The organism is Variovorax sp. Soil_C_12 (assembly GCF_057657375.1).
The window spans coordinates 17042-40533 of record NZ_JBDGIO010000010.1; the positions used below are offsets into that span (position 1 = coordinate 17042).

General features: G+C 67.5%; 24 protein-coding genes. 4 read left to right on the top strand and 20 right to left on the bottom strand.

Annotated elements, in window-relative coordinates; genetic code table 11:
- Positions 1-34 precede the first annotated feature (34 nt).
- Positions 35-1504, bottom strand: a complete 1470-nt coding sequence (locus tag AC3A6X_RS24115) for a tyrosine-type recombinase/integrase (protein ID WP_487844573.1) — start codon at positions 1502-1504, stop codon at positions 35-37.
- A 262-nt stretch (positions 1505-1766) separates the two neighbouring features.
- Between AC3A6X_RS24115 and AC3A6X_RS24120 the strand changes: the two genes are divergently transcribed.
- Positions 1767-2438 (top strand): SGNH/GDSL hydrolase family protein, encoded by a 672-nt coding sequence (locus AC3A6X_RS24120; RefSeq protein ID WP_487844574.1) that lies wholly within the window; start codon positions 1767-1769, stop codon positions 2436-2438.
- Positions 2439-2483: 45 nt separating this feature from the next.
- Here the strand turns inward: AC3A6X_RS24120 and AC3A6X_RS24125 are convergent, their stop codons facing one another.
- Entirely contained in the window at positions 2484-2735 is a 252-nt protein-coding gene (locus AC3A6X_RS24125) for a hypothetical protein (protein WP_487844575.1), read from the bottom strand.
- Positions 2736-2912: 177 nt separating this feature from the next.
- The gene (locus AC3A6X_RS24130) at positions 2913-3440 is read right to left on the bottom strand and encodes a protein-tyrosine phosphatase family protein (RefSeq protein ID WP_487844576.1); all 528 of its coding nucleotides are present in this window, start codon (positions 3438-3440) and stop codon (positions 2913-2915) included.
- Between the two features lie 142 nt (positions 3441-3582).
- Here AC3A6X_RS24130 and AC3A6X_RS24135 point away from each other — a divergent pair, with 142 nt between their 5' ends.
- A complete protein-coding gene (locus tag AC3A6X_RS24135) occupies positions 3583-3777 on the top strand; it encodes a hypothetical protein (protein WP_487844577.1) in 195 nt (64 codons plus the stop codon).
- A complete protein-coding gene (locus AC3A6X_RS24140; protein WP_487844578.1) occupies positions 3777-4019 on the top strand; it encodes a hypothetical protein in 243 nt (80 codons plus the stop codon). Before AC3A6X_RS24135 ends, AC3A6X_RS24140 begins: the two co-directional genes overlap by 1 nt.
- A gap of 89 nt (positions 4020-4108) precedes the next feature.
- Here AC3A6X_RS24140 and AC3A6X_RS24145 read toward each other — a convergent pair whose 3' ends face one another.
- The 11 genes from AC3A6X_RS24145 to AC3A6X_RS24195 form a co-directional block, all read right to left on the bottom strand.
- Positions 4109-4333: a hypothetical protein gene (locus AC3A6X_RS24145; protein WP_146163035.1), complete on the bottom strand. Its 225-nt coding sequence runs from the start codon at positions 4331-4333 to the stop codon at positions 4109-4111.
- Between the two features lie 162 nt (positions 4334-4495).
- Positions 4496-5068: a hypothetical protein gene (locus AC3A6X_RS24150; protein WP_487844579.1), complete on the bottom strand. Its 573-nt coding sequence runs from the start codon at positions 5066-5068 to the stop codon at positions 4496-4498.
- Between the two features lie 26 nt (positions 5069-5094).
- Positions 5095-7068 (bottom strand): ABC-F family ATP-binding cassette domain-containing protein, encoded by a 1974-nt coding sequence (locus AC3A6X_RS24155; protein ID WP_487844580.1) that lies wholly within the window; start codon positions 7066-7068, stop codon positions 5095-5097.
- Positions 7065-7931: a 50S ribosomal protein L3 N(5)-glutamine methyltransferase gene (gene prmB, locus AC3A6X_RS24160; protein ID WP_487844581.1), complete on the bottom strand. Its 867-nt coding sequence runs from the start codon at positions 7929-7931 to the stop codon at positions 7065-7067. The genes AC3A6X_RS24155 and prmB overlap by 4 nt, the downstream gene beginning before the upstream one ends.
- Positions 7928-9109, bottom strand: a complete 1182-nt coding sequence (gene dapE, locus AC3A6X_RS24165; protein WP_487844582.1) for a succinyl-diaminopimelate desuccinylase — start codon at positions 9107-9109, stop codon at positions 7928-7930. Before dapE ends, prmB begins: the two co-directional genes overlap by 4 nt.
- 11 nt (positions 9110-9120) lie before the next feature.
- Complete coding sequence (locus AC3A6X_RS24170) at positions 9121-10269, bottom strand: PilT/PilU family type 4a pilus ATPase (protein ID WP_487844583.1); 1149 nt, start codon at positions 10267-10269, stop codon at positions 9121-9123.
- 49 nt (positions 10270-10318) lie between these two features.
- On the bottom strand, positions 10319-11143 hold the full coding sequence (dapD, locus tag AC3A6X_RS24175) for a 2,3,4,5-tetrahydropyridine-2,6-dicarboxylate N-succinyltransferase (protein ID WP_309961899.1): 825 nt from the start codon (positions 11141-11143) through the stop codon (positions 10319-10321).
- A complete protein-coding gene (gene dapC / locus AC3A6X_RS24180) occupies positions 11140-12351 on the bottom strand; it encodes a succinyldiaminopimelate transaminase (protein WP_487844584.1) in 1212 nt (403 codons plus the stop codon). Before dapC ends, dapD begins: the two co-directional genes overlap by 4 nt.
- 11 nt (positions 12352-12362) lie before the next feature.
- On the bottom strand, positions 12363-13709 hold the full coding sequence (gene argA, locus AC3A6X_RS24185; RefSeq protein ID WP_487844585.1) for an amino-acid N-acetyltransferase: 1347 nt from the start codon (positions 13707-13709) through the stop codon (positions 12363-12365).
- A gap of 26 nt (positions 13710-13735) precedes the next feature.
- A complete protein-coding gene (locus AC3A6X_RS24190; protein WP_164255329.1) occupies positions 13736-14155 on the bottom strand; it encodes a PIN domain-containing protein in 420 nt (139 codons plus the stop codon).
- Entirely contained in the window at positions 14152-14397 is a 246-nt protein-coding gene (locus tag AC3A6X_RS24195) for a hypothetical protein (RefSeq protein WP_164255328.1), read from the bottom strand. Before AC3A6X_RS24195 ends, AC3A6X_RS24190 begins: the two co-directional genes overlap by 4 nt.
- A gap of 73 nt (positions 14398-14470) precedes the next feature.
- Here AC3A6X_RS24195 and hrpA point away from each other — a divergent pair, with 73 nt between their 5' ends.
- The gene (hrpA, locus tag AC3A6X_RS24200; protein ID WP_487844586.1) at positions 14471-18355 is read left to right on the top strand and encodes an ATP-dependent RNA helicase HrpA; all 3885 of its coding nucleotides are present in this window, start codon (positions 14471-14473) and stop codon (positions 18353-18355) included.
- Positions 18356-18421: 66 nt separating this feature from the next.
- Here the strand turns inward: hrpA and AC3A6X_RS24205 are convergent, their stop codons facing one another.
- The 6 genes from AC3A6X_RS24205 to lptF all read right to left on the bottom strand — a co-directional run bounded on the left by AC3A6X_RS24205 (position 18422) and on the right by lptF (position 23474).
- Positions 18422-18580, bottom strand: a complete 159-nt coding sequence (locus AC3A6X_RS24205) for a DUF3309 family protein (protein ID WP_106556648.1) — start codon at positions 18578-18580, stop codon at positions 18422-18424.
- Positions 18581-18713: 133 nt separating this feature from the next.
- Positions 18714-19880: a pyridoxal phosphate-dependent aminotransferase gene (locus tag AC3A6X_RS24210; RefSeq protein WP_487844587.1), complete on the bottom strand. Its 1167-nt coding sequence runs from the start codon at positions 19878-19880 to the stop codon at positions 18714-18716.
- Positions 19877-20818: a CysB family HTH-type transcriptional regulator gene (locus tag AC3A6X_RS24215; RefSeq protein ID WP_106556650.1), complete on the bottom strand. Its 942-nt coding sequence runs from the start codon at positions 20816-20818 to the stop codon at positions 19877-19879. The genes AC3A6X_RS24210 and AC3A6X_RS24215 overlap by 4 nt, the downstream gene beginning before the upstream one ends.
- Before the next feature lie 63 nt (positions 20819-20881).
- Positions 20882-21253 carry a sirohydrochlorin chelatase gene (locus tag AC3A6X_RS24220; protein ID WP_487844588.1) on the bottom strand — a complete coding sequence of 124 codons (372 nt, stop codon included), beginning with the start codon at positions 21251-21253 and terminating at the stop codon, positions 20882-20884.
- An 8-nt stretch (positions 21254-21261) separates the two neighbouring features.
- The gene (gene lptG / locus AC3A6X_RS24225; protein WP_487844589.1) at positions 21262-22368 is read right to left on the bottom strand and encodes an LPS export ABC transporter permease LptG; all 1107 of its coding nucleotides are present in this window, start codon (positions 22366-22368) and stop codon (positions 21262-21264) included.
- The gene (gene lptF, locus AC3A6X_RS24230) at positions 22365-23474 is read right to left on the bottom strand and encodes an LPS export ABC transporter permease LptF (protein ID WP_487844590.1); all 1110 of its coding nucleotides are present in this window, start codon (positions 23472-23474) and stop codon (positions 22365-22367) included. Before lptF ends, lptG begins: the two co-directional genes overlap by 4 nt.
- Positions 23475-23492 lie beyond the last annotated feature (18 nt).

Sequence of the window (23492 nt, forward strand, 5' to 3'; positions counted from 1 at the left end):
GTCCCGGAAAGAGCGCCGGGGCTTCGCGTATCTCTCAGGCGGCGCGGTGGAGCGGCACCACGTTGCCGGAATCAGGCTTCCCGATGCACGCGTCGGCAATGAAGTCGTTCCAAGCACGCAAAGCGGCGGCCTTGGCTTCCAAGTGCTGGCCTTTGTCGTAGTGCTTGTCTTGCACCCCTGTCAGACCGTGCGACAGAAGTTGCGCCCGCACGTCCTTGCTGACGCGCAGCGTCTCGGCCAGCATCGTTTCGATCGTGCGCCGAATGTCGCCGCCACGGAAAGACCCTGTTGCCTGCGGCTTGGATTCGCCACTTTCTACCTCGACCATCGTGTTGATCATGGCGATGGAGATTTCCTGCACCGTGCTCGAAAGCGTCTCCGGCGCGACCGGACCGCCGCCGCGGCTGGCGAAGAGCAGGGCGGTCGTGTCGCCGTTCTCGATCGGGTTGATTGCCCGAAGTTCATCGAGGATTTCGGCGACCTCTGGCACGAGGGGAAGCACGTGGGGGCGCGGCTTGCTCCGGCGACCCTTGGGGTCGAGCAAGACGAAGGTCGTGGCGCCGACATCCGCATGGCGGAGCCGGAGCAGTTGCTGGAAGCGCTGACCGGCAGAGGCGATTTGAAGCTGCAGAGCAAGACGCGTGAGCGTCGAGGGCAGGGCGGCGACGTGCGCGAGGTAGTGGCGCAATTCTTCGACGGAAAGCACCCGTTCGCCGGACCGGTTGAACGTCGCAGCCATCTTGCCAGCAGGCACAGCGGCAGCAGCGTTGTACGTGAGGCCGAAGCCGGCGGCGGCCGCGGGAGCCATCGGGTCGGTGGAGGCGCCGAGTGCCAGCTTGAACGCGGCCGACATGAACGAGCGCAGCTTGAGTGCCGTTCGTCCTTTTTTCTGTTCCACGTCGGTGCCGACCAGTCGCGCGAGGATGCGCGAAACGTGCTCCGGCGTGATCTGCGCGGCCGGCAGTGCCGCCAAGTCGGGGAATGCCCGTTCGATGTGGTTGGTGAACATGTTTTCCACGTCGTAGGCCGTCCCATTCTTGCCCTTGTCGCGCAGTGCGGCGACGTAGGCATTCAGCATCGCGATCAGCGTTTTCTCGCTGGCCTCCCGCAGCTTGGTGACTGTCGCGGCCTGCTCGGCCTTCTTCTCTGCGCGGTCGATCTCGCGCTGCGCGGCAGGGTCTTCGCCGGCCTTGATGCTCGCTTGCAGGCGGGCCGCCTCGGCGCGCGCCTGCGGCAGGGTCAGGCAGTTCTCGGCCTCGTTGATGCTGTACCGGCCGATCGACTGGCGCGAGGTCTTGCCTTCGCGGTGCCATTCGAAGAGCCACTCAACCACTGTGCCGCCTGCCGTGATCCGCTTCCGAATCTTGAGGCTCCCGGCGCCGGGGCGAATGGCGCCGTCGGCCAGCATCCTGCCGGGCTTGAGCGCGCTGATTGCCGTAGTGGTTAACGCCTTTGGGGCGGTGCGGCGGAGCGCGGGTTGAGTGGCGCTTGTGTCACGATCCATGTCACGATCCATTTTTGGATTTTGATGGGCATCATCATACACAAACGGACAACAAACAACGCTAAGTGCCTATCGTATATACATACAATTGGACGGATCGTGACAAGAGTGGACGTTGGCGGATGATGTGGAATCTGCCTTTTAATCCGTTGGTCACAAGTTCGAATCTTGTACGTCCTACCACCGCGCACTTCTTGCAGGCCCGCATCTCCAGCAGCACTGCATTGCGATTCCTGGCATCTGAATGTATGGTGCCGCCTGGATGAACCTTACACACCTCGCGCGCGCTTTCGCGCTGGCCGCTGCGGTCCTCCTGGCCGGCTGCAGCGCCTCCAGACCACTACCCCCGATCGTCGACCTGCCGCAGCCCTCGGCATCTCAGAAGCCGCGCCACGACTGCAGCGTCACCCTCTACGGAGACAGCATCTTGCATGGGGTCGCGGATCCGACTGGCAAGGCGCGACTGGATGAGCACCCGGCCGAGGTGATCGAGCGCCTGCGCCCCGCCTACTTCGTGGTCGACAAGACGGTGCCGGGGGACTTCGTCGTCTATCGCTCCAGCGAGTTCCTGCGTGACCGCATCATGACCCGCCTTGTGGTGATCGAGCACGGCATGAACGACGCCAGCCAGCGCTTCGACTACGCGGAGCCGCTGCGCAAGATGATCCGGCGCATCAAGACCCTGGGCAAGACGCCCATCGTCACAGGGCTGTCGCGCGCGCAGGTCGGCGCCCGCGACGCCTACGACGCCATGGCCCGGCGCATCGCGACCGAGGAGGGCGTGATCTTCGCGGACTGGGGTGCCGTGGGCATGACGCCTGCCGATCTGCAGGACGGACTCCACCCCACCCAGGCCTATAGCAGGCGCCTCGCCGAGCAGCTGGTGAAGGCGCTCGATCGCGCAGCGCCGGAGTGCGTCACGGCTCAGCGGTAGGCCGGCCAGCGAGTCCTCCGGGCTTGGTGCAAGGGACGAGCAAGGTCAACGCGCCTGCCGGTCTCGCTTCATCGAGGCTGAAACGAGGCACATCAGGTAGCGCTCCAAGGCCTGTTGCTCCGCTCGCTCCAGAGACGCCAAGGTCTGGAGCTGGTCGGGCGTGGGGCCCCCGCCGCTCCCGCACAGGCGATCCCCCACGGATTCGATCAGCAGTTCGCGCCAAGCCACAGTGGCGGCCCTGCTGCTCGCCATCTTCGAGCGCAGCCTTTCCAACTCTGCCTGGTCGGGTGCTTCCATGGCCTCGCCTTGAGTGAGTGCTTAAGTTTTAATTCCAGAATCGAGGATGCGTCAAGCGTCGTCTGTAGGCGAAAAGCCGAAAAATGAGGGCGAGGCGAGGTGTCGGGAAGGCGAGCTGCGGCGCCGAGAAGGACCTTTCCGCAGCAGGCTTCAGGGATATCCAGCCCGGCGCGGAACTCAACGCTTGGGCCGGACGTAGGCCAGCGCCTTGAAGTCCTCGAAGCTCGGGAGCTCCCACTCCACATCGCTCGAGAAGCGGTAGCTGTCCAGCCAAGCCGACCAGCAGGCAAACTGCGGCGGCGAAGGTGCGACGACAGGGCGCTGCTTCTTCATCAGGGCGAGCGCGTCGAGCGGGGCGTGGCCGCGATGCACGAGCACGCACAGCGCCAGCGTCGCGGACCGGCCGATGCCGTACTCGCAATGGATCAGCACACGCTGTCCCTGGTCCATGAACTCGTTGGCGAAGCGGATGCCGTGCTCCAGGTCCGGCGTCTCCACCGGATGCATGTCCGAGGTGGGCAGGTGCAGGAGGGTAATGCCGTGCCGCCGGAACTGTTGCACGTCGGGCATGGCCTCGCCGCGCAGGTCGATCACGGCCTGAATGTGATGCTCGCGCGCGAGCAGCTCCGCGCATTCGGAGGGGTAGCTGCCGCCGACGGCCAGCAGTTCGGTGATCCAGTTGAAGTTAGGTTGCCAAGCGTCCACGGAAAAAACTCTAGCGCTTTTGGTGCTGCGTAAGTGCAACGGGATATCACAGCCCTCCTCACCCTGATGTAGGTCGAATCTGTAAACCAAAGCGTGTATTACTACCTAGGTTGCGCGGCCTCAAGTAAGCACAATGGTCTACATGAAGACCGACACCCAAGCAACAACCCATGAGTGGTGGAAGGACCAGGCGAATCCTGACGAGCAGCGCGCCTTCCTGGCTTCCTACCGCTCCGCCCAACGCACCGAGAACGCTGTGGCCTGGCGCCGCAATGTGATGCTCGGCTTTCTTTTCGTCTCCATTCCGATCCTGGTCCGCCTGATCAGCACCTTGTGATGACGCAGGAATGGGAGGAAGACCTCTATTTCGCGCGTCTGAGCATCGACGACCTGGACGAACTCGCGCGGTCGTGGCGGCAGCGCGCACAGGAGGGAGATGCCACGAGCTCTGCGGTAGCCAAGGCCCTCGAGTCGGTGGTGCGTCAGCGCCGCGCCGCGGCGGCTGCGCGTGATCGCGTCCTGGCGACGCGACGCGCCTGGGCACCGCTGCGAAAGGCCGCCCGATTGTTGCGTCGCTAAGCTGCTCGACGGGGGGACGGATCCGGAATGCGAAATTCCCGACGGTCTTGGAACGCGGCCGGGTCCGGGCGAAATCAGTGAGAAAACGCTCAGTCGGGGTCGTTGCCGCCCGTCACCGGCTGGCCACCTGCGATCGCGGAGACGAGGCCGACGGCGCTCGCGCGGAGCAGTTCCTGTCGAAGGGCCGCTTCCAGCTGACGGCGCGCGGTGTCGGGCCGGTCGTGGTCGTACTCTTCGTCCAACTCGCAATGCAGGTAGTAGTCGACTCGAGCCATGAGCCGTTCCAACGATGCTGCGAGATCTGTCTCATTCATCTGTTAACTCCTCACCTCGATCCCTGACTTGACACTACTGGGCCGCCGTTTCCCGGTCTCTTGCCCGGCATTATGAGCTTGACAGTCGGCCAGACCAGATTTCGTCAGATGGTATGCCATCAGCGCGTGGGGGCAAACTGACGCTGGACGGCCGGCGCCGGCTCAATTGGGCCGCAGGCGTGCCCATCCGAAGCGGCGGCGGGAGGCACCCGGCGCGCCAATTTGGTGCGCTTTTTCTTCAGCCTCGGGCGGCGGGAGCAAGTGGCGGACCGACTGCGCCACCTTGACGCAATCGCGGATATGGAGCTCGCCCAGCGCCCGCAGGGCGGCGTAGCCGAGCGCCGCCGAGACGACCTGGCCCGCAATGGGCACGTATTTGGTGGCCTGCTTCGCCGTCATGCGGATGCCGGCATGGCGGGCCAGCGTGATCAGCAACTCGCGCGTCACCAGCTTGCCCACCAGCAGGGCGCCGGCCGCGGTGGCCGCGTGCTGGATGCGTTCGCGTTGGTGCGGCGCCAGCCCTTCGATCTGGGTGACGGAGAGGCCGAATTCGGCGCTGATGCGCGGGATCAGCCGTGTCAGCAGGGCGGCGTCGGCGGCCCAGTCGAGCCCGGGAATGGGTACTGCGCTCGCGGCGGCCGCGATCAGCGCCTTGCGGCCGAGCATGCGCCGGCTGCGCTGGATGGCGGCGATCAGCTGCGGATCGCCGCGGGCGAGTTCGAGGGCCGAGGGCATGGTTCGGCGCAGGCTACCACGTCCCGTCAGGTGGCGGCCAGTGTTTCGATCTCGTCCGACAGGGCCAGCCAGCGTTCCTCCAGCCGGCCGATCTCCTCGTTCAGGGCCTTGAGCCGCCGGCCCGTCTCGGCGATCTCGGGGGCGGGCAGCGGGGTCGATAGCCGTGCCTCGAGCGAGGTCTTTTCGGCGCCGGCGGCGGCCAGCTGCTCGTCGATCTGCGCCAGCTCGCGCTTCAGCGGCTTGGCCTGGTTGCTGCGCTGCTGGCGCTCCTGCGCCGCCGCCTGAGGCGAGGGGGCGGCGGCCGGAATGGCCGCCGCGGTCTCGGCCGCCTCGCGCGTGGCCAGCCTGGCCTCTTCCCGCAGGCGCTTCGCCTCGTCCAGCAGATAGCGCTGGTAGTCGTCGAGGTCGCCGTCGAAATCGCCGACGCGGCCTCGGCCGACCAGCCAGAACTCGTCGCAGACCGAGCGCAGAAGGGCGCGGTCGTGGCTCACCAGCATCAGCGTGCCCTCGAACTCGTTGAGCGCCACGGCCAGGGCCTCTCGCGTGGCCAGGTCCAGGTGATTGGTCGGCTCGTCGAGCAGCAGCAGGTTGGGGCGCTGCCAGACCATCATGGCCAGCACCAGGCGCGCCTTCTCGCCGCCGCTCATGGTGCCGACGGCCTGCTTCACCATGTCGCCGCTGAAGTTGAAGCTGCCGAGGAAGCCGCGCAGGTCCTGCTCCCCGGTGCGCTCGCGGGCATTGGGGCCGAGCTCGCGTGCCATGCGCACCATGTGCTCCAGCGGGGTGTCCTGCGGGCGCAGCACGTCGAGCTCCTGCTGCGCGAAGTAGCCGATGTTGAGGCCCTTGCCCTCGGTCACGGTGCCGGCGAGCGCGCCCATCTCGCGGGCGATGGTCTTCACGAGTGTGGACTTGCCCTGGCCGTTGGCGCCCAGGATGCCGATGCGCTGACCGGCCAGCACCGAACGATTGACGCCGGTCAGGATGGTCTTGGGCGGCTCGCCGTCCTGCAGGTAGCCGAAGCTCGCCGCGCTGATGGTGAGCATCGGGTTCGGGATGTTGCCCGGCTCCTTGAACTCGAAGCTGAAGTCGGCCTCGGCCAAGAGGGGCGCCACCTTCTCCATGCGCTCCAGGGCCTTGACGCGGCTCTGGGCCTGCTTGGCCTTGCTCGCCTTCGCCTTGAAGCGGTCGATGAACTTCTGCAGGTGGGCGATCTTGTCCTGCTGCTTGGCAAAGGCCGACTGCTGCAGTTCGAGCTGCTGGGCGCGCAGCGTCTCGAAGGCGCTGTAGTTGCCGCCATAGCGGGTGAGCTGCTCGTGCACGATGTGCAGGGTGACGTCGGTCACGGCGTCGAGGAACTCGCGGTCGTGGCTGATGACGATCATGGTGCCGGCGTACTTCTGCAGCCAGGCCTCGAGCCAGACCAGGGCGTCCAGGTCCAGGTGGTTGGTCGGTTCGTCGAGCAGCAGCAGGTCGCTCGGGCACATCAGGGCGCGCGCCAGCTGCAGGCGCATGCGCCAGCCGCCGGAGAAGCTGTTGACCGGCTGGTCCAGCTCGTGGACCTTGAAGCCCAGGCCCAGGATCAGCGCCTGCGCGCGCGGCACGGCGTCGTGCTCGCCGGCGTCGTGCAGGTCGGTGTAGGCGTGGGCCAGGGCCATGCCGATCTCGGCATCGTCGGGATCGGCGGCGTGGCCGGCCTCGGCGAGCGCGAGCGCCTCGCGCAGCTCCACCAGCCGGGTGTCGCCGCCGACCACAAAGTCGGTGGCCGACTCCGCGGTCTCGGGCATGTTCTGGGCGACCTGGGCCAGTCGCCAGGACGACGGCACGGAGAAATCTCCGCCGTCTTCGTGCAGCGTGCCGTTGAAGAGGGCGAACAGGGTGGACTTGCCGGCGCCGTTGCGCCCCACCAGCCCGACCTTCTCGCCGGGATTGATGGTGACGCTGGCGCCGTTCAGCAGGACCTTGGCGCTGCGGCGCAGGATGACGTTCTTGAGGGTGATCATGAAAGAAGTACTTCGCGGGTCACCAGGAGCACCTGGTCTTCACCTGCGTTGGTGGCGAGCCACACCACCTCGAGTTTCGGGAACGCCGCCTCGAAATGCGCGCGCTCGTTGCCGATCTCCAGCACCAGCACGGCGTGCTCGCTCATGCGGGACGGCGCTTCGGCGAACAGCCGGCGCACGAAGTCCATGCCGTCGGCGCCGCCGGCCAGCGCCAGCTCGGGCTCGGTGCGGTATTCGGCGGGCAGGGCGGCCATGCTCTGCGCGTTGACGTAGGGCGGGTTGCAGAGGATCAGGTCGTAGGGGCCGCGCAGGGCGGCGAGCCCGTCGGATTCGACGAGCGTGACGCGATCGTCGAGCTGGTGGCGCGTGACGTTGATGGCCGCGACCTCGAGGGCCTCGGTCGAAAGATCGGCCGCATCGACGCGGATGTCCGGATAGGTCAGCGCCGCCAGTACGGCGAGGCTGCCGTTGCCGGTGCACAGGTCGAGCACCCGTTGCGTGTGCTCGCCGAGCCAGGGGTCGATGGTTCCGTCGGCCAGCAGCTCGGCGATGAAGCTGCGCGGCACGATGGCGCGCTCGTCCACGTAGAAGGACACGCCCTGCAGCCAGGCCTCGCGCGTCAGGTAGGCCGCGGGCTTGCGCGTGGCGATGCGGGCGGCCAGCAGCTCGGCCACGCGCGCTGCGTCCGCGGGAGAGACCGGGCGCTCGGCCGCTTCGTCCAGGGCGTCGAGCGGCAGGCCCAGGCGCCACAGCACCAGCCAGGCGGCCTCGTCGAAGGCGTTGGTCGTTCCGTGGCCGAAGGCGACGCCGGCTTCGGCCAGCTGCCTTTCGCCGGCCTCGATCAGTTCGATAACGGTGCTCATACCACCAACAGCGCTTCGAGCCGATCCAGCGTGCGTTGGTAGATGTTCTTGAGCTGCTCGATCTCGGCGACGGCGATGTGCTCGTCGATCTTGTGGATGCTGGCGTTGACCGGGCCCAGCTCCACCACCTGCTTGCAGATCTTCGCGATGAAGCGCGCGTCGCTGGTGCCGCCGCTGGTCGACAGCTCGGTCTCGATGCCGGTCTCGTCGCGGACGGCCTGCTGCACCGCGGCCACCAGCTCGCCGGGCGGGGTGAGGAAGGGGAGGCCGCCCACGGTCCACGACAGGGTGTAGTCGAGCCCGTGCGCATCGAGCACGGCCCTCACCCGCGCCTGCAGGGACTCGGGGGTGGCCTCGGTGGAGAAGCGGAAGTTGAAATCGATCACCGCGCTGCCGGGGATCACATTGCTGGCGCCGGTGCCTGCGTGGATGTTGCTGATCTGCCAACTGGTCGGCTGGAAGTACGCATTGGGCGCCGCGTCCCAGCCGCCCGCGTCGTTGATTGCGACCAGTTCGGCCAGCGCAGGCGCGAAGGCATGGACCGGGTTCTTCGCGAGATGCGGGTAGGCGATGTGGCCCTGCACGCCCTCGACGGTGAGCCGGCCGCTCATGGTGCCGCGGCGGCCGTTCTTGATCATGTCGCCGCAGCGCTCGACCGAGGTCGGCTCGCCGACGATGCAGTAGTCGAGGCGTTGCCCGCGCGCGGCCAGCGCCTTGCACACCACCACCGTGCCGTCGACGGCGGGGCCTTCCTCGTCGCTGGTGAGCAGCAAGGCCAGCGTGAGCCGCGGGTCGGGCCGGACGGCCAGGAAGTCCTCGATCGCGACCACGAAGGCGGCGAGCGAGGTCTTCATGTCGCAGGCGCCGCGACCGTAGAGGCGGCCGTCGCGGTGGGTGGGCGTGAAGGGGTGGCTCTTCCACTGTTCCAGCGGACCGGTGGGCACCACGTCGGTGTGGCCGGCGAAGACCAGCGTGCGTGCGGCCTCGGCGCCCGCGCTGCCCGGACGCACGGCCCACAGGTTGGTCACGCGGAAATCGGCGGGGCCGCTTTCGAGGGTCTCGAGCCTGAAGCCCAGCCGCGCCAGCCGCTCGCCGAGGATCTGCTGGCAGCCCGCATCGTCGGGAGTGACCGAGGGGCGCGAGATCAGTTGTTCGGCGAGTTGCAGCGTGCGGGACATGAAGAAAAAAGCTAGTGGCGGACGTCGAGCGTGATGTCCGTGAAGGAGGGTTCGTCGACCTGGTCGAGCAAGGCCTGCTCTTCCTTGCGCGCCGGCGAGGCGTTGCGGTTCTGCAGGCGCCACATCAGGTTGGTCGGGGAGTCGGCCTGCGACAGGCCTTCCTCGCGGGTGATGCGGTTCTCGGTGACGAGGCGGGCGATGTCTTCCTCGAAGGTCTGCGAGCCTTCGGCCATGGACTGCTCCATGGCCTCCTTGACGCCGGAGAAGTCGCCCTTGCCGATCAGCTCGGCCACCAGCGCCGTGTTGAGCATCACCTCCAGCGCCGGCACGCGGCTGCTGTTGGGCGTGCGCAGCAGGCGCTGCGCGACGATCGCGCGCAGCGCGCCGCCCAGGTCGTTCAGCAGGGTGGAGCGCACCTCTACCGGGTAGAAGCTCAGGATGCGGTTGAGCGCGCGGTAGCTGTTGTTGGCATGCAGCGTGGCCACGCACAGGTGGCCCGACTGGGCGTAGGTGATCGCGGCCGTCATGGTCTCGCGGTCGCGGATTTCGCCGATCTGGATCACGTCGGGCGCCTGGCGCAGCGCGTTCTTCAGGGCGATCTGCAGCGACTGCGTGTCGCTGCCGACGTCGCGCTGGTTCACCATCGACTTCTTGTTGGTGAAGGTGAACTCGATCGGCTCCTCGACCGTGAGGATGTGGCCGCTGGCGTGCTCGTTGCGGTAGTCCAGCATGGAGGCCAGGGTGGTGCTCTTGCCGGCGCCGGTGGAGCCGACCATCAGGATCAGGCCGCGCTTCTCCATCACGAGGGTCTTGAGGATCTCCGGCAGGTTCAGCTCGTCGAAGGAGGGGATCACCGAGGCGATATGCCGCACCACCACCGCATAGCTGCCGCGCTGGCGCATGCCGCTGACGCGGAAGTTGCCGGCGCCCTCGAGGGCGATCGCCATGTTGAGCTCGCCGGTACGTTCGAGCTCGGCGATGCGCGCCTCGGGCACCACCTCGGCCAGCAGGGCCAGCGGCGCCTCGGGCGGCAGCACCTGCCCGTTGATGGGCACGCAGTTGCCGTTGATGCGGATCAGTGCCGGGGAGTTGGCCGACAAGTAGATGTCGGATGCCTTGCGCTCGGCCATCAGGCGCAGAATTCGCTCCATCGTCTTCATCGGGCTCTCTCCTCCAGCGTGGTTGTGAAAAAAGTGGCGGCTCGCCGGCTCAGTCGCGCAGCAGGTCGTTCAGCGAGGTCTTCGCGCGCGTCTGCGCGTCCACGCGCTTGACGATGATCGCGGCATAGAGGCTGTACTTGCCGTTGTCCTTGGGCAGGGTGCCGCTGATGACCACCGAGCCCGCGGGCACGCGGCCGTAGGTGACTTCGCCGGTCGTGCGGTCGTAGATGGGGGTGCTCTGGCCGATGTACACGCCCATCGAGAGCACGGAGTTCTCTTCGATGACCACGCCTTCGACCACCTCGGAGCGCGCGCCGATGAAGCAGTTGTCCTCGATGATGGTCGGGCCGGCCTGCAGCGGCTCCAGCACGCCGCCGATGCCCACGCCGCCCGAGAGGTGCACGTTGGCGCCGATCTGGGCGCAGGAGCCGACGGTGGCCCAGGTGTCGACCATGGTGCCTTCGCCGACGTAGGCGCCGATGTTCACGTAGGAGGGCATCAGGATCGCGCCCTTGGCGATGTAGCTGCCGCGGCGTGCCACGGCCGGCGGCACGATGCGCACGCCGGCTTCCTTGAGCTCGTTGGCCGAGAGGTGCGAGAACTTGGTCGGCACCTTGTCGTAGAAGCCGAGCGAGCCCGCCTGCATCTGCTCGTTGTCCTTGAGGCGGAAGGACAGCAGCACGGCCTTCTTGATCCACTGGTGCACGGTCCACTGGCCCACGGCCTCGCGGGTGGCGACGCGCAGCTGGCCGTTGTTGAGCTCGGCGATCACGTGCTCGACCGCATCGCGAACTTCCTTCGGGGCGCTGGTGGCGGAGAGGTTGGCGCGGTCTTCCCACGCGGCGTCGATGGTCTGCTGGAGTTGCTGGGTCATGGATGGGCTCGGTTCTGGATGAAGTTCACGATGCGCTGCGCGGCCTCGGTGCATTCGGCGGTGTCGGCCACCAGTGCCATGCGGATGCGGCCGCGGCCCGGGTTGGCACCGTTGGCCTCGCGCGCGAGGTAGCTGCCGGGCAGCACCGTGACATTGTATTGAGCGTGGAGCGCCCGGGCGAAGGCGGCGTCGTCGCCCTGCCACGCCGCGGGGATGCCGGCCCACAAATAGAAGCTCGCGTCGGGCAGACGGACGTCCAGCACTTTCTCGAGCAGGGGCGTCACGGCCGCGAACTTGGCGCGGTACTGGGCGCGGTTGTCCACCACGTGCGCCTCGTCGCCCCAGGCCGCGATGCTGGCCGCTGCCACCGCCCCGCTCATGGCGCTGCCGTGGTAGGTGCGGTAGAGCAGGAAGGACTTGATGATCGCGGCATCGCCCGCCACGAAGCCGCTGCGCAGGCCCGGCACGTTGCTGCGCTTGGACAGCGAGGTGAGGGCGATGAGATTGCGGAAGTCGCTGCGGCCCAGCTTTGCCGCGGCTTCCAGGCCGCCGAGCGGCGGCTCGTCGCGGAAGTAGATCTCGCTGTAGCACTCGTCGGACGCGATCACGAAGCCGTAGCGGTCGGACAGGGCGAAGAGCTTCTGCCACTCTTCCATCGGCATCACCGCGCCGGTCGGGTTGCCGGGCGAGCACACGAAGACCAGCTGGGTGCGTTCCCACACCGCGGCCGGCACGCTGTCCCAGTCTACGGCGAAGTTGCGCGCCGGCAGGCTGGGCACGTAGTACGGCTCGGCGCCCGCCAGCAGGGCCGCGCCTTCGTAGATCTGATAGAAGGGATTGGGCGAGAGCACCACCGGGGCCGGCGTCTTCGATGCATCGAGCACCGTCTGCGCGAGCGCGAACAGCGCCTCGCGCGAACCGTTGACCGGCAGCACTTGCGTCGCCGGGTCCAGTTCGAGCGCGTAGCGGCGCTGCAGCCAGGCGGTGAAGGACTGGCGCAGCTTCAGGTCGCCGGCGGTCGCCGGATAGACCGCCAGCGCGCCCAGGCCGGCCGACAGTGCCTGCTTGATGAATTCCGGCGTCGGATGCTTGGGCTCGCCGATGCCGAGGCTGATGGGCGCGAAATCCGCATTCGGCGTGACATCGGCGAAGAGCCGGCGCAGCCGCTCGAACGGGTAGGGTTGCAGCTTGGAGAGCAGGGGATTCATGGCGTCGTCGTTCAGAGCTTCTTGACCAGCACCTGGCTCTTGCGGTCCCAGTTGTATTTGCGCTTGCGTGCCTCGGGCAGCCAGTCGGGGTTGACCTGCTGGAAGCCGCGCTTCAGGAACCAGTGCATGGTGCGGGTGGTCAGCACGAAGATGCTTTCGAGCCCGCTGGCCTTGGCGCGCTGCTCGACGCGCTTGAGGATGCGTTCGCCGTCGCCCTGCGACTGCGATTGGGGCGACACGGTGAGCGCCGCCATCTCGGCGGTCTTCGCTTCCGGGTAGGGGTAGAGGGCGGCGCAGCCGAAGATCACGCCGTCGTGCTCGATCACCGTGTACTGGCCGACGTCGCGCTCGATCTCGGTGCGGCTGCGCTTGACCAGCGTGCCGTCGCGCTCGAAGGGCTCGATCAGCTGCAGGATGCCGCCGATGTCGTCGGCCGTCGCCTCGCGCAGCGATTCGAGCTTTTCATCGATCACCATGGTGCCGATGCCGTCGTGCACGTAGACCTCGAGCAGCAGCGATCCGTCGACCGCGAAGGGGATGATGTGGTTGCGCTCCACGCCCGCTTCGCAGGCCTTGACGCAGTGCTGCAGGTAGAAGGCCGTGTCGGTCGGCTTCTGCGGCGACGAGAGCGACTCCAGCAGCTTCTTCGCGCTGTCCAGGGGCAGCTCGGTGTCGATGGGGTTGTCCTCGCTGATGGGCTGGGTGGGATCCTGCGGAATGCCGGGCACTTCGGTCAGGAAGATCAGCTTGTCGGCCTGGATCGACATGGCCACGCTGGTCGCGACCTCCTCCATCGTCAGGTTGAAGGCCTCGCCGGTGGGCGAGAAGCCGAAGGGCGACATCAGCACCATGGCGCCGAAGTCCAGCCCGCGGCGGATGCCCGCTGCATCGACCTTGCGCACCAGGCCCGAATGCTGGAAGTCGACGCCGTCGACCACGCCGACCGGCCTCGCCGTGATGAAGTTGCCCGAGATCATGCGCACGGTGGAGCCGGCCATGGGCGTGTTCGGCAGGCCCTGGCTGAAGGCGGCCTCGATCTCGTAGCGCAGCTGGCCGGCGGCCTCCTGTGCGCAGTCGAGCGCCACCTCGTCGGTGATGCGGATGCCATGCGAGTACTTCGCCTCGTGGCCCTTGGCGCGCAGCTGTTCGTTGACCTGCGGCCGGAAGCCGTGCACCAGCACCACCTTGACGCCCATGCTCTGGATCAGCGCCAGGTCCTGCGCGATGTTGGGCAGCTTGCCGGCCGCGATGGCCTCGCCCGCCATGGCGACCACGAAGGTCTTGCCCCGGTGCATGTGGATGTAGGGCGCCACCGAGCGGAACCAGGGGACGAAGGTGAAGTTGAAGACGGTGGACATGAAGGAAGCCGTGAGGAGGGCCGGCGTCAGCCGGGATGGAATGGATTCTCGACGACGAGCTTGCCGAACCGCTGGCCATGCTGGCCATCCTGCGAGACGAGGACGTCGGCGTTGGCGCGCAGCGCGGCTTCGAGGATCAGCGCGTCCCACCATTGCAGGCGGTGCTTTTGCGCCAGCTCGGCCGCGGCCAGGACGCTGTCGGCCGTGGCGCCGACCACGTCGAAGGCGCACAGCTGGCTGATCTGGCTGGTGGCCTCGCGCGCGCTGAGCGGCGGCTTCAGCTTGCGCGTCGTGATGTTGTAGAACTCCTGCAGCACCTGGGTGCTGAGGGCAATCGAGTCGTCCTTGATGGCCCGCGCAAAGCGGTCGATCGCGATTTCCTTGCGCACCGGATCGCCCGCGTCGACCGCGTAGACCAGCACGTTGGTGTCGAAGAAGGTCGTCATTCGGAAGGGTAGGGGCGGTCGTGTGCGTCGTCGCGCGACCACTTTGCGCCCTCGCTGTTCGCCTTGCTGCGGCGAGCCGCGGCGATGAAGGCCTGGCCGGCGATCTGCTGGCGGTCGTTGCCCTGCGCGTAGTCGGCGAGGAACTCGCGGATGCGGGCGCTGACGGACGTGCCCTCGTTGATGGCACGTACTCGCGCCTTGCGCACGATGGCTTCGTCGATGGCGATGGTCAGGTTGGTCATTCGAATGGCCTCTGCAACGATACGTGAACAAGTGTAGCACGTGAACTCGTGAAGTGAGATAATGCGGCGCTTCATGAGTTCCCTTCCATCCGATCCGGTCCGCGCGGGTGCGCCGCTTGCCATCGAGTTCCCTGAGTCGCTCCCCGTTTCGGCGCGGCGCGACGAGATCGCCGAAGCCATCGCCGCCCATCAGGTCGTCATCGTCTGCGGCGAGACCGGCTCGGGCAAGACCACGCAGTTGCCCAAGATCGCGCTGGCGATGGGCCGGGGCAAGCTCAACGCGCCGCCGGGCCGGGGCCGGCTGATCGGCCACACGCAGCCGCGGCGCATCGCCGCGTCGTCGGTCGCCAAGCGCATCGCGGAAGAGCTCAAGACGCCCCTGGGCGAGGTCGTGGGCTACAAGGTGCGCTTCCAGGACCGGCTGTCGCGCGACGCCTCCGTGAAGCTGATGACCGACGGCATCCTGCTGGCCGAGACTCAGACCGACCCGCTGCTCAAGGCCTACGACACGCTGATCATCGACGAGGCGCACGAGCGCTCGCTCAACATCGACTTCCTGCTGGGCTATCTGCGCGAGATCCTGCCGCGGCGGCCGGATCTCAAGGTGATCGTGACCTCGGCCACGATCGATGCGGAGCGCTTTGCGCAGCATTTCGCGTCCGCCAAAGGTCCGGCGCCGACGATCATGGTGTCGGGCCGGATGTATCCGGTCGAGCAGCGCTACCGTCCCTTCGAGGAGTCGCGCGACCACGACCTGAACGATGCCATCGCCGACGGCGTCGACGAGCTCTGGCGCGACCCGCGCGATGGCGGCGACATCCTGGTCTTCCTGCCCGGCGAACGCGAGATCCGCGAGGCGGCCGACCACCTGCGCAAGCACCTGAGCCACCAGCCGCTCTTGCGCAACGCCGAGGTGTTGCCGCTGTTCGCGCGGCTGTCGCAGGCCGAGCAGGACCGCATCTTCGACAGCCACAGCGGCCGGCGCATCGTGCTGGCCACCAACGTGGCCGAGACCTCGCTGACGGTGCCGGGCATCCGCTACGTGATCGACGCCGGCACGGCGCGCGTCAAGCGCTACAGCTTCCGCAGCAAGGTGGAGCAGCTGCTGGTCGAGCCCATCAGCCAGGCCGCGGCCAACCAGCGCGCCGGGCGCTGCGGGCGGGTCGCCAACGGCATCTGCATCCGGCTCTACGACGAGAAGGATTTCGAGGGGCGGCCGCGCTTCACCGACCCCGAGATCCTGCGCTCCTCGCTGGCGGGCGTGATCCTGCGGATGAAGTCGCTGCACCTGGGCGATGTGGAACGCTTTCCCTTTCTCGAGGCGCCGCAGCGGCGCGCGATTGCCGACGGCTACCAGCTCCTCAACGAGCTCGGCGCGGTCGACGATGCGAACGAGCTCACGCCGATGGGCGCGGAGCTGGCGAAGCTGCCGCTGGACCCGCGCGTGGGGCGGATGATCCTGGAAGCGCGCAGCCGCGGCGCACTCGAGGAGGTGCTGGTGATCGCCAGCGCGCTGTCGGTGCAGGACGTGCGAGACCGGCCGCTCGATGCGCAGCAGCAGGCCGACCAGGCACATGCGAAGTTCGACGACGAGAAGAGCGAGTTCAGCGGGTACTTGCGGCTGTGGCAGTGGATTCACGATGCGCGCGGGGGGGTGGGCACGCCCACGCACAAGCTCAGCAACCGCCAGTACGAACAGCTGCTGCGCCAGAACTTCGTCAACGTCCGCCGCGTGCGCGAGTGGCGCGACATCCATTCGCAGCTGCTCACGGTGGTCACCGAGCACAAGTGGCGCATCAACGGCACGCCCGCGAGCTACGAGGCGCTGCACCTGTCCATGCTCTCCGGCCTGCTCGGCAACGTCGGCTGGAAGATGGAAGAGGAGGAGGCCTATCTGGGCGCTCGCGGCATCAAGTTCTACCGACATCCGGGCGCGCACCTCAAGAAGAAGCCCGGCCGCTGGATCGTCTGCGCCGAACTGGTGGAGACCACGCGTCTCTTCGGCCGCGGCATCGCCAACATCGAGCCGCAATGGCTGGAGCAGGTGGCGGGCCACCTGCTCAAGAAACAGCTGCTCGATCCGCACTGGGAGAAGAAGAGCGCGCAGGTCGTGGCGCTGGAACGCGCCACTCTCTATGGCCTGGTGGTCTACAGCGGGCGGCGCGTGGAGTTCGGGCGCGTCGATCCGGTCGCGGCGCGCGAGATCTTCATCCGCGAGGCGCTGGTCGGCGGGCAATGGGAGAGCAAGCTGCCCTTCCTGGCGGCCAACCGCAAGCTGGTGCGCGAAATCGAGGGCCTGGAGCACAAGGCGCGCCGCCAGGACGTGCTGGTCGACGACGAGCTGATCTACGCCTTCTACGACGCTCAACTGCCGCCCGACGCAGCCAGTGGATTCGGCTTCGAGAGCTGGTACCGCCAGGCCTCGAAGGAAGCGCCGAAGCTGCTCTACCTGACGCGCGAGGAGCTGATGCGCCACCAGGCGGCCGGCATCACGACGCAGTCCTTCCCGCCCACACTGCGGCTGGGCGGCGTCGACTGCGCGGCCAGCTACCTGCACGAGCCCGGCGACCCCCGCGACGGGCTGACCGTGAGCGTGCCGCTCTTCGTCCTGAACCAGGTGAGCGAGGAGCGCTGCGAGTGGCTGGTCGGCGGCATGCTCAAGGACAAGGTGCAGGCGCTGCTCAAGAGCCTGCCGCAGAAGCCGCGCGCGCGGCTGGTTCCGCTGCCGGAATCCGCAACACGGCTGGCGCAGGTGCTGGGCGCGCCGGAGGTCTTCGGCCATGGCTCGTTGACGGATGCGCTCCTCAAGCGCGTGCGCGACGAGACCAGCCTGGACGTGAAGCGCACCGACTTCAAGCTCGACATGCTGCCGCCGCATCTGTTCATGAACCTGCGCGTGGTCGACGAGCACGGCCGCCAGCTCGGAATGGGCCGCAATCTCGGCGCGCTGAAGGCGGAACTGGGCGCGAAGGCGCGCGGCGCCTTCCAGGCACTGGCCGGCCTGCAGGTCCGGGCCGCGCCCGATGCGCCCGCCGCGGACGCCGGCCCGGCCGAGCAGCCGGCGGATCGCGCAGCGGAGAAAGCCGACACCGCACCGGCCCTGCCCGCCGGCCAGCGCTACACCAGCTGGAGCTTCGGTGAGCTGCCGGAGCTGATGGAGGTGCGCCGCGGGGCCCAGTCGCTGATCGGCTTTCCGGCCCTGGTCGATGCCGGCGATGCGGTGACGATCGAGGTCTTCGACGAGCCGGCAGTGGCCGCGGCGAAGCATCGCGCCGGTCTGCGCCGGCTGTTCGCGCTGCAGCTCAAGGATGCCCTCAAGTACCTCGAGAAGAACATTCCCGACCTGCAGAAGATGGCGGTGGCCTACATGCCGCTGGGCACGGCCGAGGAACTGCGCGCACAGATCGTCGAGGTGGCGCTGGAGCGGGCCTTCCTGCAGGAGCCGCTGCCGGCCGACCAGGCGGCTTTCGAGCGCCGCGTGGAGGAGGGGCGCGGGCGGCTCACGCTGATCGCCAACGAGATCGCTCGCCTCGCGGGCACCATCCTCGGCGAGTACACCCTCGCCGCGCGCAAGATCAAGGACACCAAGGTCCAGCCCGAGGCGACCGCCGATGCCGCGCAGCAGCTGCAGCGCCTGGTGGGCAAGCGTTTCGTCGCGCAGACGCCCTGGCCGCGGCTGGCGCATTTCGCGCGCTACCTCAAGGGCATCAGCTTGCGGCTGGACAAGCTGCGCGCCGATCCGGGCCGCGACACGCAGCGCCTGGCGGAGCTGCGGCCGCAGGAGCAGCGCTACTGGCGCCTGGTGGCCGAGCGCAAGGGCGCGGTGGACGAGCGCATGGACGAGTTCCGCTGGCTGCTCGAGGAGCTGCGAGTGAGCTTCTTCGCGCAGGAGCTGCGCACGCCGCAGCCGGTCAGCGTGAAGCGGCTCGACAAGCTCTGGGCGCAGCTGCAGGGCTGAACGGCGGACAAAAAAAAGCCCACCGGAGGTGGGCTTTGCCTACGCGGCGCCGTGGCGCCGCATGCTCTATATGCGCCCCATGAGGAGCAGCACGATGACGACCAGCACCACCAGGCCCAGGCCGCCGCTCGGCCCGTAGCCCCAACTGCGGCTGTAGCCCCAGCTCGGCAGTGCCCCCACCAGCAGCAGGATCAGGACGATCAGCAGGATCAACGAGAGCGACATGGAAGACTCCTTGGTGTTGTAAACCTAGGCCTTCATGGTCGAGGCAAGCCGGTCCGTCGCCCGCCGGAAGGCGCGCCCTCCGGCGGTCAGGACTCTCCTACCGTTTGTGTCAGAAGGTGTAGATGAATCCGGCTCAGAGCCGGGCCAGCCGCTCCAGCGCGGTCCGCAGCGTCTCGTCCTTTTTGGCGAAGCAGAAGCGCACCACGCGCTGGTCGAAGCCTTCGGCGTAGAAGGCCGACAGCGGGATGGCGGCCACGCCGATCTCGCGGGTGAGCCACTGGCAGAAATCCGCCTCGCCCAGGTCGCTGACCTCGCGGATGTCCACGCACTGGAAGTAGGTGCCGGCGCTCGGCAGCAGCTTCAGCCGCGTCTTCGACAGGCCCTCGGCGAACAGGTCGCGTTTGTGCTGGTAGAAGGCCGGCAGCTCGAGGTAAGGCGCCGGGTCGGCCATGTAGGTGGCGAGCGCGTGCTGCATCGGCGTGTTGACGGTGAACACGTTGAACTGGTGCACCTTGCGGAACTCGGCCGTGAGCGGCGCCGGCGCCGCGACGTAGCCGACTTTCCAGCCTGTCACGTGGTAGGTCTTGCCGAAGCTGCTGACGATGAAGCTGCGCGCGGCCAGGCCGGGGAAGCGCGCCGCGCTCTCGTGGCGCGCGCCGTCGTAGACCATGTGCTCGTAGACCTCGTCGCTGATCACCAGCACGTCGGTGGGTGCCAGCAGCGCCTCGAGGCGCCGCATCTCGGCCTCGGTCCAGACGGTGGCGCTGGGGTTGTGCGGCGTGTTGACGACGATGGCGCGGGTGCGCGGCGTGATCGCGGCCGCGATCTTGTCGAAGTCGGGCCTGAAGCTTCCGGGCGTGAGCGGCACCCGCACCACCGTGCCGCCGGCCAGCTCGATGTTGGGCGCGTAGCTGTCGTAGCAGGGCTCGAGCACGATCACCTCGTCGCCGGCGTGCACCACGGCAAGAATCGCGGTGATGATGGCCTGGGTGGCGCCGGCGGTGATGGTGATCTCGCTCGCGGGGTCGTAGCGGTGGCCGTACAGCGTCTCGACCTTCGCGGCGATCGCCTCGCGCAGCGGCAGGATGCCGGGCATCGGCGGGTACTGGTTGTGGCCCGCGGCCATGGCGGCCGTCACCGCGTCGAGCAGCTTCGGGTCGCAGCCGAAATCCGGGAAGCCCTGGCCGAGGTTCACGGCGTTCTTCTCGACGGCCAGCGCCGACATCACGGTGAAGATGGTGGTGCCGACGCTCGGCAGCTTGGTCTGCACGTCGGGCGTGCGCGCGACAGGAGCGTTCACAGTTCGTAGTCCTCGTGGTGCCCGGCCAGGGCCTTGGCGATCAGGTTGCGGTCGAGCCGGTCGGAAAGCAGCTCGGCGAATTTGAAGACGAAGTTGCGCAGGTAGGCGCTGCGCTTGAAGGCGACGCGGGCGATGTTGGTGCCGAACACATGGCCCATCGGCCGCACCACCAGGTCGGCGTTCGAGTCGTCGCGCACCGCCATCTCGGCCACGATGCCGACGCCCAGGCCCAGGCGCACGTAGGTCTTGATCACGTCGGAGTCGATCGCCTCCAGCGCGATGCGCGGCGTGAGCTTCTTCTGCGCGAAGGCATGGTCAATGCGTGTGCGGCCGGTGAAGGAGGGGTGGTAGGTGATGATCGGCTCGGCCGCGATGTCCTCGAGATGGATGCGTTCCTTCTCGGCCAGCGGATGCGTCTTGGGCAGCACCAGCACGTGCTGCCACTCGTAGCAGGGCAGGGTCACGAGCTCGGTGTAGTCGGACAGCGACTCGGTGGCGATGCCGATCTCGGCGATCTCGTCCATCACCATCCGGGCCACCTGGTCGGGCGAGCCCTGGTGCAGGCTCACGTTGACCTTGGGGTAGGCCTCGCGCAGCTTGGCGACGGGCACGGGCAGCACGTAGCGGGCCTGCGTGTGGGTGGTGGCGATCGAGAGGGTGCCGCTGTCCTGGGCGCTGAACTGCTCGCCGATGCGCTTGAGGTTGCCCACCTCGCGCATGATGAGCTCGATGCTCGCCAGGACATGCTGGCCCGGCTCGGTCACGCGCTTCAGGCGCTTGCCGTGGCGCGCGAAGATTTCCACCCCCAGTTCTTCCTCGAGCTCGATGATCGCCTTGGACACTCCGGGCTGCGAGGTGTGCAGGGCCTTGGCCGCCTCGGTCAGGTTGAGGTTGCGACGCACCGCCTCCTGTACGAATTTGAACTGGTGAAGATTCATAACAAATTCCGTCTTATTCCGGAGTTCATTATGCCTTCGATGTCTATCGAAAGCGCCAGATGTTCAGGTTTTGAGTGCCAGCCGGGCCAGCAGATCGAGCACCTCGGGTTCCTCGCCGACGGCTCGCGCCAGTTCCACCGGCACCTGCGGATGCAGGGCGCGCAGTTCATCGAGCAGCCCGGGCAGGTCTTCGCGCAGATGCTTGCCCATGCCGAGGAAGAGCGGGACCACGCGGACGCTGCCGGCCCCTGCGGCCAGCAGCTGCGCCATGGCGCTGGGCAGGTCGGGCTGCGACAGCTCGAGGTAGGCGCAGCGTACCAGCGCGCCCGGGGCGTGTTCGGTCACCCGCCGCGCCACGGCCTCCACGGGCTCGCGCCAGCGCGCATCGCGCGAGCCATGCGCGAGCAGGACGATGCCGGGAGCGCGTTCCTGCATGCGTACCGCTAGCGCCGCAGCACCAGCCACGTAAAGGCCGCCAGCGACATCACCGAATAGATCAGGCCGGGGGCCGCGGCCGTGATCCAGGGCAGCCAATTGCTCAGGTTGCCCAGGTAGCCGAAGACGTTGTTCAGCAGGAAGAAGCTGATCCCGATCATCACGCCCCCGAACACGTAGGCCGTGATCCCCGCCTGGCGGAAATGCAGGTACGCGAAGGGCAGGGCGAGCACCACCATCACCAGGCAGGACAGCGGGTAGAACACCTTGCGCCAGAACTCGATCTCGTAGCGCTGGGCGGTCTGGCCGTTGGCATCGAGGTGCTGGATGTATTCGAACAGGTCGATGGTGCGCATGCGGTCCGGCCGCAGCAGCGCGACCGACACCATCTCGTTGGTGAGCGAGCTCGGCCAGTTCACCACCGGGGTGTGCGTGGTGGTGACGCGGACCTTGTCGGCGTTGCCCGTGTCGTACTGCTGCTGCTCGACGCCGATCAGCGTCCACACGCCGTTCGAGATGTGCGCCTGCACGGCGGAGGTGTGCGAGACCAGCAGGCCCTTGGCGCCGAACTCGAAGATGCGCAGGTCCTTCAGCATGGCGTTGCGCGAGATCGACGCCACATTCACCGCATAGGACTTGTCCCCCTGCTTTTCCCGCAACCAGGCGCCGGTGTAGCCCACCATCGAGTAGGTGCCCTGGTAGCGCGACTTCAACAGCTGGGCGACGCGGCCGGACGCCGGCGAAACATAGTCGCCCACCGCGAAGGTCAGGATCACGAAGCCCAGGCCCAGCACGAGCAGGGTGCGCAGCGCGCGCCAGGGGCCGAGGCCGCTGGTGCGCAGGATCGTGTACTCCGAGCTCTGCGCCAGCCGCGCCATCACGAAGATGGTGCCGATCAGCACGGCGATCGGCAGCAGCTCGTAAAGGTGGCTCGGGATCAGCAGGGCGACGTACATCAGAGCCTGCGCGGCACCGTAGCCCAGCGTGCCGGGCTGGCCGATGGACTGCAGCTCGTCGACGAAGTCGAAGAAGAAGAACAGGCTCAGGAAGCCCAGGGTCACGAAGGCCACGGCCTTCAGCACCTCGACATAGATCAGTCGTCGAATCGTTTTCACGTTGAGGAGCTTTCCGGCGACCGGCGGCGGACGGGGAGCAGGCGCCAGCTCCAGTTGAAGTGGCGCTTGGCCAGCCAGACCAGGCCGAGCGCCAGCGCGCCGCCATGCAGCGCCAGCATGAAGCCGCCCATGCCGTAGCGGCCCATGCCGACCCAGTTCTGGCCGAGGTTGAGCAGGTTGTAGTAGAGGACGAAGGCGCACAGCGCGAACAGGAGGTTGCCGCTGCGGCCCACGCGCGGGTTCGCGCTCGACACGGTCAGCGCCAGCACCACGAAGTTGATGGCGGCGAGCACCATGCCGATGCGCCAGGCCAGCTCGCCGCGATTGGCGACGCTGGGCTCGCGCAGCAGCGTCAGGGTGGTCTTGGCGCGCACCGGCGCGGCGCCGTTGGAGGTGTCGATGTCGCTGCCGACCTTGGCGCCATAGCTGCGGAACTCGCTGATCTTGAGCTCGCCGGGCGTCAGGGGGCGTTCGAGCCGCTGGCCGTTGCTGAGCATCAGGTAGCGCGCTTCGCCGATGTCCTCGATGCGGCCGCTCTGCGCCGAGGTGATGATCTGCAGGTTGCGCTCGAGCGAGGAGATGAACACGTTGCTGGCCGTGGCACTGTCGGGCGCGTCCTTGTCGATGAAGAACACCCGCAGGCGCCCCGCCGATTCGCGGAACTCGCCGGGCGACACGCGTTCGATGTCGCTGCGGCGCTGGTACTGGTCGCGCATGCCCTGGGTCTGCGAGTTGGCCCAGGGCCAGCCGACCAGTGCGAAGACCGCGATCAGCAGCAGGATCGGCCAGGCAAAGCGGAACAGCGGCGGCGCGAAGTTGGCGAGGCCGCGACCGCTGGAAAACCAGATCACCATCTCGCTGTCGCGGTACATGCGCGACAGCGTGCCCACGATGGAGACGAACAGACTGAGGCTCAGGATGGTCGGCATGTAGCCGAGCACGGTATAGGTCATCACCAGGAAGACCTCGGAGGGATTCACGGCGCCCCGGGCGGCCAGGCCGAGGGTGCGGATCAGCATCATGGTCATCACGATGGTGATCAGCACCACCAGCGTGGCCCCGAAGCTGCGCGACAGCTCCTTGCGTATGGAGGAATGGAATAACATCGTCGAGGGAAAAAAAGG

What these genes read in the sequence shown, in the direction of transcription:
- AC3A6X_RS24115 (WP_487844573.1), bottom strand. Translation starts at nt 1,504, where the DNA reads ATGGATCGTGACACAAGCGCCACTCAACCCGCGCTCCGCCGCACCGCC.
- AC3A6X_RS24120 (WP_487844574.1), top strand. Translation starts at nt 1,767, where the DNA reads ATGAACCTTACACACCTCGCGCGCGCTTTCGCGCTGGCCGCTGCGGTC.
- AC3A6X_RS24125 (WP_487844575.1), bottom strand. Translation starts at nt 2,735, where the DNA reads ATGGAAGCACCCGACCAGGCAGAGTTGGAAAGGCTGCGCTCGAAGATG.
- AC3A6X_RS24135 (WP_487844577.1), top strand. Translation starts at nt 3,583, where the DNA reads ATGAAGACCGACACCCAAGCAACAACCCATGAGTGGTGGAAGGACCAG.
- AC3A6X_RS24140 (WP_487844578.1), top strand. Translation starts at nt 3,777, where the DNA reads ATGACGCAGGAATGGGAGGAAGACCTCTATTTCGCGCGTCTGAGCATC.
- AC3A6X_RS24145 (WP_146163035.1), bottom strand. Translation starts at nt 4,333, where the DNA reads ATGAATGAGACAGATCTCGCAGCATCGTTGGAACGGCTCATGGCTCGA.
- AC3A6X_RS24150 (WP_487844579.1), bottom strand. Translation starts at nt 5,068, where the DNA reads ATGCCCTCGGCCCTCGAACTCGCCCGCGGCGATCCGCAGCTGATCGCC.
- AC3A6X_RS24155 (WP_487844580.1), bottom strand. Translation starts at nt 7,068, where the DNA reads ATGATCACCCTCAAGAACGTCATCCTGCGCCGCAGCGCCAAGGTCCTG.
- prmB (WP_487844581.1), bottom strand. Translation starts at nt 7,931, where the DNA reads ATGAGCACCGTTATCGAACTGATCGAGGCCGGCGAAAGGCAGCTGGCC.
- dapE (WP_487844582.1), bottom strand. Translation starts at nt 9,109, where the DNA reads ATGTCCCGCACGCTGCAACTCGCCGAACAACTGATCTCGCGCCCCTCG.
- AC3A6X_RS24170 (WP_487844583.1), bottom strand. Translation starts at nt 10,269, where the DNA reads ATGAAGACGATGGAGCGAATTCTGCGCCTGATGGCCGAGCGCAAGGCA.
- dapD (WP_309961899.1), bottom strand. Translation starts at nt 11,143, where the DNA reads ATGACCCAGCAACTCCAGCAGACCATCGACGCCGCGTGGGAAGACCGC.
- dapC (WP_487844584.1), bottom strand. Translation starts at nt 12,351, where the DNA reads ATGAATCCCCTGCTCTCCAAGCTGCAACCCTACCCGTTCGAGCGGCTG.
- argA (WP_487844585.1), bottom strand. Translation starts at nt 13,709, where the DNA reads ATGTCCACCGTCTTCAACTTCACCTTCGTCCCCTGGTTCCGCTCGGTG.
- AC3A6X_RS24190 (WP_164255329.1), bottom strand. Translation starts at nt 14,155, where the DNA reads ATGACGACCTTCTTCGACACCAACGTGCTGGTCTACGCGGTCGACGCG.
- AC3A6X_RS24195 (WP_164255328.1), bottom strand. Translation starts at nt 14,397, where the DNA reads ATGACCAACCTGACCATCGCCATCGACGAAGCCATCGTGCGCAAGGCG.
- hrpA (WP_487844586.1), top strand. Translation starts at nt 14,471, where the DNA reads ATGAGTTCCCTTCCATCCGATCCGGTCCGCGCGGGTGCGCCGCTTGCC.
- AC3A6X_RS24205 (WP_106556648.1), bottom strand. Translation starts at nt 18,580, where the DNA reads ATGTCGCTCTCGTTGATCCTGCTGATCGTCCTGATCCTGCTGCTGGTG.
- AC3A6X_RS24215 (WP_106556650.1), bottom strand. Translation starts at nt 20,818, where the DNA reads ATGAATCTTCACCAGTTCAAATTCGTACAGGAGGCGGTGCGTCGCAAC.
- AC3A6X_RS24220 (WP_487844588.1), bottom strand. Translation starts at nt 21,253, where the DNA reads ATGCAGGAACGCGCTCCCGGCATCGTCCTGCTCGCGCATGGCTCGCGC.
- lptF (WP_487844590.1), bottom strand. Translation starts at nt 23,474, where the DNA reads ATGTTATTCCATTCCTCCATACGCAAGGAGCTGTCGCGCAGCTTCGGG.